General features: G+C 71.2%; 8 protein-coding genes and 1 pseudogene. 6 read left to right on the plus strand and 3 right to left on the minus strand.

Annotation, left to right across the window (positions count from 1 at the left end):
• Positions 1–111: 111 nt before the first annotated feature.
• From K336_RS18740 to K336_RS19800, 6 genes and pseudogenes are all read left to right on the plus strand, one after another.
• Positions 112–630, plus strand: coding sequence for a hypothetical protein (locus K336_RS18740; protein ID WP_155945099.1), 519 nt, complete (start codon positions 112–114; stop codon positions 628–630).
• Between the two features lie 329 nt (positions 631–959).
• On the plus strand, positions 960–1,679 hold the full coding sequence (locus K336_RS17215) for a histidine phosphatase family protein (protein WP_051245769.1): 720 nt from the start codon (positions 960–962) through the stop codon (positions 1,677–1,679).
• Positions 1,680–1,748: 69 nt separating this feature from the next.
• Entirely contained in the window at positions 1,749–2,450 is a 702-nt protein-coding gene (locus K336_RS17220) for a histidine phosphatase family protein (protein WP_021796238.1), read from the plus strand.
• Positions 2,451–2,697: 247 nt separating this feature from the next.
• Positions 2,698–3,933, plus strand: a complete 1,236-nt coding sequence (gene coaBC, locus K336_RS0111840) for a bifunctional phosphopantothenoylcysteine decarboxylase/phosphopantothenate--cysteine ligase CoaBC (protein ID WP_028707145.1) — start codon at positions 2,698–2,700, stop codon at positions 3,931–3,933.
• Between the two features lie 623 nt (positions 3,934–4,556).
• Positions 4,557–5,387, plus strand: a complete 831-nt coding sequence (locus tag K336_RS0111845; RefSeq protein ID WP_028707146.1) for a hypothetical protein — start codon at positions 4,557–4,559, stop codon at positions 5,385–5,387.
• Positions 5,388–5,625: 238 nt separating this feature from the next.
• Positions 5,626–6,614, plus strand: a pseudogene (locus K336_RS19800) (DUF362 domain-containing protein).
• Between the two features lie 63 nt (positions 6,615–6,677).
• Here K336_RS19800 and K336_RS0111855 read toward each other — a convergent pair.
• From K336_RS0111855 to K336_RS18045, 3 genes are all read right to left on the minus strand, one after another.
• On the minus strand, positions 6,678–9,893 hold the full coding sequence (locus tag K336_RS0111855; protein WP_028707147.1) for a DEAD/DEAH box helicase: 3,216 nt from the start codon (positions 9,891–9,893) through the stop codon (positions 6,678–6,680).
• Positions 9,894–10,112: 219 nt separating this feature from the next.
• Positions 10,113–10,463 carry a hypothetical protein gene (locus tag K336_RS0111865; RefSeq protein WP_021796245.1) on the minus strand — a complete coding sequence of 117 codons (351 nt, stop codon included), beginning with the start codon at positions 10,461–10,463 and terminating at the stop codon, positions 10,113–10,115.
• A gap of 44 nt (positions 10,464–10,507) precedes the next feature.
• Positions 10,508–11,057: transposase (locus tag K336_RS18045; RefSeq protein WP_211223508.1), on the minus strand; the 550-nt coding region annotated here is incomplete at its 5' end.

Here is an 11,057-nt window from a genome sequence, read left to right on the forward strand (position 1 = left end):
CGGCCGGGCATGCGGGGAACCGGGACGCGGTGGAACCCGTCCGCGTCCGGAAGCAGGAACCCGAGACCATCCTGGCCCGGCCGCTTGGAGCACGAGGCCTGGACCCGCCGCATGCAGCCCCCGAAAGGGCAGCGCACCAGACCGTCCGTGGACCGGCAGAAGACGTCCCAGTCCTTCTCCGACGCCCTCCCCCCGACCAGCAGAACAGTCGCGCCGCACCCGACCGAGCAGAACCGGGACACCTGGCAGACAATCGGCGCGCTGGACCTGCTCCAACGAGAAACCGAGGCCGGCAAGATCGCGGTCGTCCCGGACAACGCCCGCCCCCACCATGCGAAAGCCCTGACCGGCCTCCACGGGCCCGGCCGGCTGCTGGAGCGCATCACGCCGATCCATCTGTCGCCGTACGCGCCCGACCACCAACCCGGCCGGGCACGTCCGGAACGCGGCCAGGAACGACACCGCCACCATCCAGCGCGAGACCCCCGAAGAAACCCTCGGCGCGTCCGCCCCACACATCACCGGCCGAACACTCGACCACGACTCCGAACACCTTCCCGCCCCGCGAAACCAGAAACGATCCTGCTCCATGACGGTCATTGTTTCGTGACGGCCATGGAAGGGACTTGACCCGGCGGTGCCGGATCAGCAGGGGTCGTGAAGGTGGTGCCAGGCGCGTCGAGGTCTTCCAGACGGACGGTGCAGGAATCGCCCGTCTTCGGAAGACCTCAACATTCGCACCAGGACTGACGCGCCAGCCCGTACCACGCCCGAACCGTGAGGAGCCAGTTCCCCCTCCGGCCCGCCGCCGGAGTTCGCAGCCCCGGGCTCCGTGGCCCGTGGTGCGCGGGCCGGCGGGCGCGTCCCGGAACCTCCCCGCCCGCGTCTATCGTTGGGGTGCGGCTCCGCCGGTTGGACGGCGGGCCGGGGAACCGGGACCGAGCGAGGGGGAACCGAGCGTGAGCGGAGCCGTCGGCGTCGTCGAGGTCTACCTGGCGCGTCATGGTCAGACGTGGTTCAACAGGCGCGATCGCGCCCAGGGCTGGTGCGACTCCCCGCTGACCGGCGCCGGGCACGAGCTCGCCGCCGCGGTCGGGCGCGGCTTGGCGTCCGGCGGCGTCGTCCTCGACGCGGCGTACAGCGGCGACATGGCCCGCCATCACGAGACCGCCCGCGGCATCCTCGACGGCATGGGTTCGTCGCTGCCGGTCGTCCAGCTCAGGGAGCTGCGCGAGATGTCCTTCGGCGGCTGGGAGGGCGGCTCCAACGCCGACATGTGGAGGGCCTGCTGGGCCGGCCTCGGGGTGACGACCGACGAGGAGGTCTTCGCGAGGGGCCTCTCCCTCACGGACGTCTACGACGGCATCAGCGCCTCCAACCCCGACCCCGAGTACCCGGCCGAGAGCACGGCCGTCGTCGCGGAACGCGCCGGCGGGGCCCTCGAGGAGATCGCCTCCGCGGAGGGCTCCCGGCGCGGGCGTTCCCGCGTCCTCGTCGTGACGAGCGGGATCACCATCGTGTGCGTCCTCGCCTCGCTCGGGCTCGCCTCGCGCACCCGCATCCGCAACGGCTCGGTGAGCCTGCTGCGCCACGACGCCTCCGGCTGGACCGCCGAGACCGTCGACGACCTGAGCTGGGCCCGACGGGGCGGCTCGTCCCCGGCCGGCACCACGCCCTGACGACGGCCCGGGGCCGCCCGGACCGAGCAGAACCGCGGCTCTCGGGCCGCCCGGACGAAGGAGGACGGTATGACCGACGGACCCGTCGAGGTCTACCTGGTGCGCCACGGCGAGACGTGGTTCAACAAACTCGACCGCGTGCAGGGCTGGTGCGGCACGCCGCTGACGCCCAAGGGCTTCGCCGTCGCCGAGGCGATCGGACGGGCCTTCGCCGCCGGGGGCGTCGACTTCGCGGCCGCCTACAGCGGCGACATGCTGCGTCACCACGAGACGATGACCTCCCTGCTCGAGGGCATGGGCTCCGAGCTGCGGCCGGTCTCCCTCTTCGGGCTGCGCGAGATGTCCTTCGGCGCCTGGGAGGGCATGCCCAACAGGTTCATGTGGGAGGCCGCCTACCGGGTGCTCGGCGTCTCCTCGACCGAGGAGGCGCTCGGGGCGGGCCACAGCCTCATCGACATCTACGACATCTTCAGTCGCACCAATCCCGACACCGATTACCCGTCCGACACCGTGCGCCAGGCCGCCGACCGGGCCCTGTCGGCGCTCGACGACATCGCTGCCGCGGAGGCCGTCCCCGGCGCCCCGCCCGCGGTGCTCGTGGTGAGCAGCGGCGTGACGATCGCCTGCATCCTCGACCGTCTCGGCGCCGAGCTACGGGCGCCGATCCACAACGGCGGCGTGAGTCGGCTGCTGCGCGGGGCGGACGACACCTGGCGGGTGCTCGGCCACGACGACACGAGCTGGGCCGAGCGGGGCGGCTGGCGGGGCTGAGGCCCGGCACGCGCTCCACGGCGGCCGGTGCGGCGCACGCGGTGCGGCAGGGACGCGTGCACCGGGCGCGGCGGCGGCCCCTGCTCGCCGGGGCCCGTTCGCGCCCGTCGCCCGCACGGCATCGTCCCGGGCATGCCCCTCGTCCGTTGGGATCGTCGTGCCGTCGTCCCGCCTGGTCGGTGCGCCCCGCGGGAGGCCCTCCGACCCGCCCCGGTACGGTGGAGCCGTCCTGACCGAGGAGGGGCCGATGACCGAGGACGGGGGAGCGACGGGCCGGCCGACGGTGCTGCTCGGCATCAGTGCGAGCATTGCCGCCTGCAAGGCGCCCGGTCTGGCGGGGGCCCTCATGAGGGCGGGCCTCGACGTGCGGACGGTCATGACGCCGCGGGCCACCGCCTTCGTCTCGCCGCTCGTCCTGGAGGCCCTCACCGGCCATCCCTGCCCGGTCGAGGTCATCCCGTCGGGCCCGGGCCGCGCCATGGAGCACATCGAGTTGGCCAGGGCGGCCGACCTCGTGCTCGTCGCCCCGGCGAGCGCCGACGTCATCGGCCGGCTCGCCAACGGCCTGGCCGACGACCTTCTCACGACGACGGTGCTGGCCTGCACCTGCCCCGTGCTCGTCGCCCCGGCCATGAACACCCGCATGATCGCCAACCCGGCCGTCCGGGCGAACCTCGCCCGCCTGGCCGGGCTCGGCCACGAGGTCATCGCACCCGACTCCGGGCGACTGGCCTGCGGCGACGTCGGGCCGGGACGGATGCCCGACGCGCCGGTGCTCGTCGCGCGGGTGCTGGAGCGCCTGGACCTCGGCCCCGGGGACGAGCCCGCCGGGGACCTCGCCGGCCTGCGGGTCCTCGTCACCGCCGGCGCGACGATCGAGCGCATCGACCCGGTGCGCTACATCACGAACCACTCCACCGGTCGGATGGGCTTCGCCCTCGCGCAGGCCGCCCGTGACCGCGGCGCCCGGGTGACGCTCGTGGCGGGCAGCACCGCCGAGCCCCCGCCGCCGATGGACGCCGTCGTCCGGGTCGAGTCGGCCGAGCAGATGTTCCACGCCGTCGAGGACGCCTCGTGCGACGCCCACGTCGTCATCATGGCCGCGGCCGTGGCCGACTACCGGCCCCGCCGCGTCGCCGAGCAGAAGATCAAGAAGACCGACGGCCCCGCCGTGCTCGAGTTGGAGCGCACCCGCGACATCCTGGCCTGGCTGGGCGCCCACCGCCGCGACGGGCAGACCCTGTGCGGCTTCTCGATGGAGACCGCCGACCTCGTCACGAACTCGCGGCGCAAGCTGGTCGAGAAGGGGATCGACCTCATCGTCGCCAATGACCTGTCGACCCCCGGCGCCGGCTTCGGCGTCGGCACGAACGTCGTGACGCTCATCACCCCCGACGGTCAGACCCGGTTGCCCCTGGCGAGCAAGCGCGAGGTGGCCGACCAGGTGCTCACGGCCGTCCTGCGGGCCCGGGCCGGTCGCTGAGGCGGGTGCCCGGGCCCCGGCCCGGTCCGCCGTGCGCCCCGTGCGGGAGGACGAGCAACCACCGCGGCGGACGCGTCCGGCGGTTCGGCAGGGCCCGCCCCTGAGCGCCCGGAGCGCCTCGCCGACATCGGCGTCGAGGAGGATCGACCGGTCGGCCGTCCCGGCCGGCACCTGCGGCGCCGCCGGACCGGTTCACTGTGCGCTCCGTGCGAGAAGACGAGCAGTCTCCGCACAGTGAAGCTCCGGCCCTCGGCCGGGCGGATGCGGCCACCCCCACGGCCGCGCCAGAACGCACCCGGGCCCCGGCCCTCGGCCGGGTGGACGCGGTGGCGTCCCGAGCGGTGGCGGCGCTTGCCGGGGCTCCGGCACCGACGGGGCGCGCGAGCCGGTCCGGGACCGTCGGAATTCAGGGTTCTTCAGCGGTCTGGTTCAGGGTTCTCTGCATCAAAAGACTCTTCCACAAGGGAGAATGCACTTCTTGGAGGGTCGGGGTCGGGGCTGTCGGGAGCGTCGGCGGAGCGTCCGGTGGAGGGTTCCCATCGGAACGGGAATCGTGGAAGACTCACTGTGCCCCACCCCAATGGAGCACCTGATTCATTCGGCAATTCGAAGGAGCCAACATCATGAAGAAGTCGATTCCCGCCGCCCTCGCGTGCACGGCGGCGGCACTGCTCATCCCCGCCACCGCCAGCGCCTGTCCCGCCGGTTGTGGAGACACGGGCCAGGGAGGCGGTCAGCTCCAGATCGAGGACCGGCCCAGCGTCCAGATCGACACCCAGACCGCGCAGAAGGAGGTCGACCACGCGAAGAGCTTCAAGGACGCCGGCGCCGGCCTGAGCCAGAACGACCGCGACTGCTTCCTCGGCAAGATCCTCGAGGGCGACTACTACGACGCGGGCAGCCACTCCATTCGCAATGACAGCGGCGCCCGACTGAGCGGGAACGCGAACCTGGAGTCCTACCATGCCTCCGATCTGTCCCTCTGGCTCTACGAGCACGAGGACACCTGGTGGGCCGGCTCCCAGAGCTGGCAGGTGGGCGACGTCCTGTCCTTCTCGCAGGGCCAGTTCTCCAGGACCGAGACCACCTCGGAGTTCTTCTCGAGCGTTCAGGTCGTGGCGATCTACGTCGGTGACGGGCAGGTCATCTACTGCCCCTGCAACGGGGCCGGTGCGAAGGTCGAGCAGAAGAGCATCACCAGTCTGGAGGCCGAGCTGAACCTCACCGTCTCGGTCGTCTCGCGCCCCTGCGACAAGGGCGGTGCGCCCGCCCCGGCCGCCCCGAGCAAGGAGACCCCGGCCCCCTCGAAGGATCAGGGGAAGGCGTCCCAGGGTGACGACGAGACCCAGTGCGCCGAGCACGACGGGGATGACGACGGGTCCAAGTTCGCCGAGCACGACGGGGACGATGACGGCGACGAGAACGAGGCCCCGTGCGACGAGGGCGATGACTGAGTCGAGCGAGCGAGCCCGTCCCGGGTCCGGATGACCCCTCGAGGTCGGTGGAGGGCCGTCCCGCCGTCCGGGCGTCCTCCTCTCCTGACCGTCACGGGTTCCGCGTCTTCGGGGGCCGGCGTTTTACCGGCCCCCGAAGACGTGCCCGGACCCCGTCGCTAGCCTGAATGACGAGGACCTGTCCCTCGCCCTCTCCCGAGCCGTCGACGTCCCGGGGACGCACCATCGAGGAGTCGTCATGCTTGATGGAAGGCCGACCCCCGGCATCGGCGGGGACCAGTACCTGCCCTACGAGCGGCGCACCGGGAACGAATCCATCGTCTGCTTCACGCGGGAGCTGTCGGCCGCCGGCCTCCGCGAGGCCTGTTCCCGAGTGGCCGGGGACATCACCGGCAAGGTCCGCACCGGCGAGGGGCACGGGCCGAACATCATCCCGCCGGCATGGGTGCGGGAACCCCTCGCCGACGACCTGCCCGGCGCCACCATCGTCGAGACGAACACCTGCTACGAGGGCAGCCGTGGCACCGCCGAGCAGCACCGCAGGGCGCTGAAGGTCAACGGCTGGGACGTCGCCCCGGTCGACATCCTCGGCGAGCGGGGCACCGCCCTGCTGCCCGTGACCGGAGGCGCGTGGTTCCGCGAGATGTCGGTGGGCGCCGACCTGCTCAACTACGACTCGCTGCTCGCCCTGACCCACTTCAAGGGGCGCACCCTGGGCGGTTCCGGCGGGGCCGACGAGAACGTCGGCATCGGATGCGCCGACGGGCGCATCGGCAAGGCGTGGATCCACACGCCGGTCGGCACGGACGACCACGGGGCATCGGCGAGGAGGAGTCCATGGAGCGCATGACCGAGTCCTCGAAGGCGGTCCTCGACCGTTTCGGGCGGCACGCCGCCTTCGTCAACGTCATGCGGAGCATGTCGGTCTCGTGCGACTGCGAGGGCGTGGGCGCCCAGCCCGTCGTCACCCCGGACATCGGCATCCTCGCCTCGACCGACATGCTCGCCGTCGACCAGGCCTGCATCGACCTCGTCCACGCCATGGCCGAGGACGACCGCCACGACCTCGCCGAGCGCATCGAGTCCCGGCACGGCCTGCGCCAGCTCAGCCGTCTCGAGGAGCCGGGGCATGGGCAACGGCCGGTACGTGCTCCTCGACATGGACCACGACGACGCCCGCATCCGCGCGACCGACGCCGTCGCGGGGCCCGCCCGCTCGGGGGCTGACGCGCCGGGCGCCGGAGGACCAGCGATCCGGTCGCTGACCGGCTGCGAGCGGGCTCGCCCGCCTCACGGCGTCAGAGCGCCGTCGAGCTGATGGAAGTAGTTGTACCCGGCCCATGAGGCACGATCGCCGATCACGTAGAGCCGACGTTGCGCGCGGCTGGCGGCGACGTTGACCAGGTTGACGGTGGATGACGCCCACGCCTTGGCGCCGGGGCGCTTCGGGTCCCCGCCGAGGACCAGGACGACGACGGGCGCCTCGCGTCCCTGAGCGGTGTGGATCGTGCCGGCCCGCAGCCCGTGATATCGAGAGGTCAGCGCCGCCAGGCGGTCCGCAACATCCCGGAAGGGTGCGATGGCGATGACATCGGAGGCCTCGACACCGTGCTCGATGAGACGGTCGAGAATCTTCTCGAGGCGAACGACCTGGTTCTCCTGGAGGTGGCTCCCCGGAGTGGGTGCCGGCTCATCCACCCAGCAGCTCCGGGCGATCCTGGGTCCGTCGGGCGCGTCGAACGGATCCGGATGGTCCGGGTCGTCGAGTGCGCGGTGCACGCCGTTGATCATGATGCCGTCGTAGGCGATCTCGTTGCACAGGGTGAACATGGGTTCGTCGCATCGACGGTGCACCCTCAGCGGAGCACTGATCCACACGGACCCCTCCCCCTGTCGCAGTCGTGTGCCGTACGGGGAGACCCTGTCGGCGAGGGTCTGGACGGAGGCCAGGGGCGGGATCCATGTCGAGGAGATCCCGTGGGCCGCGGCGATGTCGTGCTGCGCCTTCTGCGGGATCGTCACCACGGGTCGGAGCTGGAGCGGATCGCCGACGACGACGACTCGTCGGGCCCGCCAGATCGCGCCGACGGCGTACTGCGGCGATGCCTGCCCGGCCTCGTCGATGAGGAGCCAGCCGAGAGCCTCCGGTCCGATCCCACCGAGCATTCGCCCGCATGAGGCGAAGGTCGTGGAGACCAGCGGTACGACGAGGAAGAAGAGCTGCCATGCGGCCCGCACCTTCTCGGGCTCCAGGTTCTTCGGGGCCCCGCCCGCGACGACCTCGCATGCCGCGCGGAGCCCGTCGAGCATGGTGCGGGCGGTGTTGGCGAAGAAGTCCTGGTGAAGCTGGAGTGCGGCGAGGAACAACTCCGAGCGGGCTGTGTCGAGTTCTGCGTCGAGCCAGGGGGCGTGGAGCTCGCGCTGCTCGGCGGATTGTTCCGCATCGGGATGGGCCGGGCCGTATCGGCGCTTGTCCTCCGCGCATTCGGTGCGGAGCCTCGACAATCTGTCCCGTGTCCGGGACAGCTCCCCCTCCAAGGAGCCGAGGCCGGCGGCGAGTTCCGCGGCCCCGTCGCGCAGCCGCGAACCCTGCGCCGCCAGACTCCGGCCCCGTCGTTCGGCGTCGCTCAGTTCCTCGAGGAGGGGATCGAGGGAGGCCCTCCAGGCACGAGTGGCGCGGCCAAGACTGAAGATGGTCTCCAGCACGCCGGGTCTGGTGGCCATGTGGCGGTCGTACTGAGCGGCGATCTGCGTCAGGCGCTCCTGCGCCTGCTCCTCGAGCACCCGGTGATCGCTCACGTTCTGCTCGGCGGCCCGCAGCTCGATGCGGGCCCGCTGAACCGTGTCCACCAGTGCGTGCTCGCTGCTCCTCGCCTCCTGCAGGTCGACGAGATGCCGGTGGGCCCGGCGCCGGGCGTCGATCAGGGTCGTCACCCGCTTCTCCGCCAGCATGAAATCCTTGAGGGCCTGGCTCCATCCCTTGTGGGGGACGACCCCGTCGCGCCACTGCGTGAGCCTGGACTGCATGCGCGGGATCTCGGCGCCGTCGGCGGGGGACTCCCCGCCGCCCCACGTCCCCTTGTCGAACCAGAAGGATGAGCGGAACTCGCTCCTGTTGCGCTTCTTCCCCAGTCTGGCCGCGATCATCCCCCACGCCCGCTGGTCCCCGGTCCTGCCGTCGTCCGCCGTCCCCCGCCCCGCTGTCTCCCGAAGCACCGCCGAGGCGATGTCCCCGAAGTAGTCCGCCCGCGCCCACCAGTGCCGGTCGATGGCGTCCTGCGCCGGTATCTCGACGGTCACGTTCTCGACCGCCGCGTTGTTGGCCGATGCGACGATCATCTCGAACCCGGTCAGTTCCGGTCGGAGCCGTGGGACCCTGCGCGGATACCCGGACCCGGTCTTCCAGCAGTACGGGGCGCCGACGAATGCATCCATGGGGTTCGGCAGCGATGCCAGGCGCCTGGCCCGTTCGACCACGTTACCGGCGAGGATGTCCCGCAGCATCGTGGTCTTCCCCGTCCCGGGCGGGCCGTTCACCCCCATGAGCCCGCGCGAGGGGGAGAGGTCGTTCAGCGCATGGTTGACGGCGAACTGCTGGCTCAGCGCCAGCCCGTGGTCCGGGTTGGAGGGCCATCGTCCCAGGGGGAGCCGGTCGAGCGACACGCCGTCATCGACGACTGCGGGATTCGCCCGGACGTCGATCCGGCGCCTCGTGTCCAGCCGGTGATCGCCGGTGAGGTACGAGGCCAGCGCGCTGCCGGTACGGATCTCAGAGGCGTGATCGCGGACGGCTGTCAGGTCGTCCAGGTAGAAACTGTTGAGGAAGTCGATGTCCGGGGCCTCTTCCACGCGGTGCCGGGGTACGACGATGGACTGGACGACGACCTCGTCGGTGGACAGATCGGCGATGCCGCTGATGCCCGCGGCCCGCTGCGCGATCCGGAGCAGGTCGCGGATCGATCCCGTGTCGTGGGCGGGCGCCTCGCGGCCCTGTCCGAAGCGCTCGTCCTCGTACTTCGCCACGGCCTCGGCGAAGGCCACCTGGGCCTGTGGGAAACCGTCTGCCCACGAGGGGCTCCAAGGGCCGGGGTCCTTGATGCGGGCGACCGCCCACAGTGCCGAGGACAGCACCGACGAGTCCGGGACGGACCGTCCGTCCTCGTCGACCAGCAGCCCTGCGCACGCACTGCGCCCACCGCCCCGCTCGTCGTACGCGTCCTTGTCCGCGCCGAACATCCGGTGCAACCACTCATAGGTGGCCTCCAGATCGTAGACGCCCAGGTACACCGTGTGCTGCCAGACCCGTGCCATGCCGTTGCGCGGCTTGGGCGGCGGCAGTCTCTTCCAGGGAGGGGGATCCCCGGGCGCCCATCTGATGACTCGGCGGTCGTCCGGGTGCGCGGGGCGACCCGTCAGCGCCGGGACCCGCTGCGGGTTGAACAACTCCACCATCCACCAGAACCGCAGGAGCCGGTACTGCTCGTCATCGATCCGAGAAAACCCCATGCCGACCATTCTGAGCGCTGCCGGACGAGCAGGCCCCCGTTCGGGGAGCGCCGTACTGCTCGCCCCGGAGAAGACCCGGGGCGCCTCGGGGAGGACCCGAGGCCCCTCCGCAGGCGCTCGGTCGGGGAGGTCAACAGCCGGCCAAGGCGAAGCCGGCCTCGTCGCCGGCGGCCTCTAGGGCTAGGCGCGTGATGTGCCGCTGCTCCTCCTGGCCACCGCTCACACAGCCACCCGAAGCCGGGGGAACCGTCCCTCCCACAAGACGCGCACGTGCGGGTCCATGTTCAGGATCGGCCACGTCTCGATGAGCCGATCCCGGTTCATCAAGCGGCCCTGCTCGTCAGCAGTCCCCTCGGCGAGCAGCGCCTGGTAGGCCATACGACGCCAGCCCAGGTTTGACACGTCCACACCGAGCCGATCAGTCTGCCAGCGCACAGAGTGAGGCAGGTCGATGGGCCCGTCACAGGGCCCGCGCAGCTCGTTGAGCGACGCGGGCACGTCATAGGGCTTGACGTCGCGGAACCGCACGCGAGTCGCTGTCACCTCAGCCATGGTCTGCCTCTCTTTCATCTCACCACCAGTCTACCGGCTCAGCCGAAAACGGTCTATGGCCGTCATGGAGCAGGATCGTTTCTGGTTTCGCGGGGTGGGAGGTGCTCGAAGTCGTAGTCGAATGTTCGGCTGGCGATGTATGAGGCGAATGTTTCGAAGGTTTCTTCGGGGGTCTCGCGCTGGATGGTGGCGATGTTGTTCTTGGCCGCGTTCCGGACGTGCTCGGCGGGGTTGTGGTCGGGCGCGTACGGCGGCAGGAAAACAGGGGTGATGCGCTCCAGCAGCCGGCCGGGCTCGTGGAGGCCGGTCAACGCTTTCGCATGGTGGAAGCGGGCGTTGTCCGGGACGACCGCGGTCTTGCCGGCCTCGGTTTCTTGTTGGAGCGGGTCCGGTGCGAGGGTCGTCTGCCAGGTGTTCTGGTTCTGCTCGGTCGGGTACGGCGTGACTGTTCTGCTGGTCGGGGAGGGCGTCGGGGAAGGACTGGGACGTCTTCTGCCGGTCCACGGACGGTCTGGTGCGTTGTCCTTTCGGGGGCTGCATGCGGCGGGTCCAGGCCTCGTGCTCGGGGCGGGCCTCAGTCTTGCGGTGTGGGCCTTCCGGCCCTGATCCAAC

The organism is Propionibacterium acidifaciens DSM 21887, assembly GCF_000426605.1.
GTDB lineage: Bacteria > Actinomycetota > Actinomycetes > Propionibacteriales > Propionibacteriaceae > Propionibacterium > Propionibacterium acidifaciens.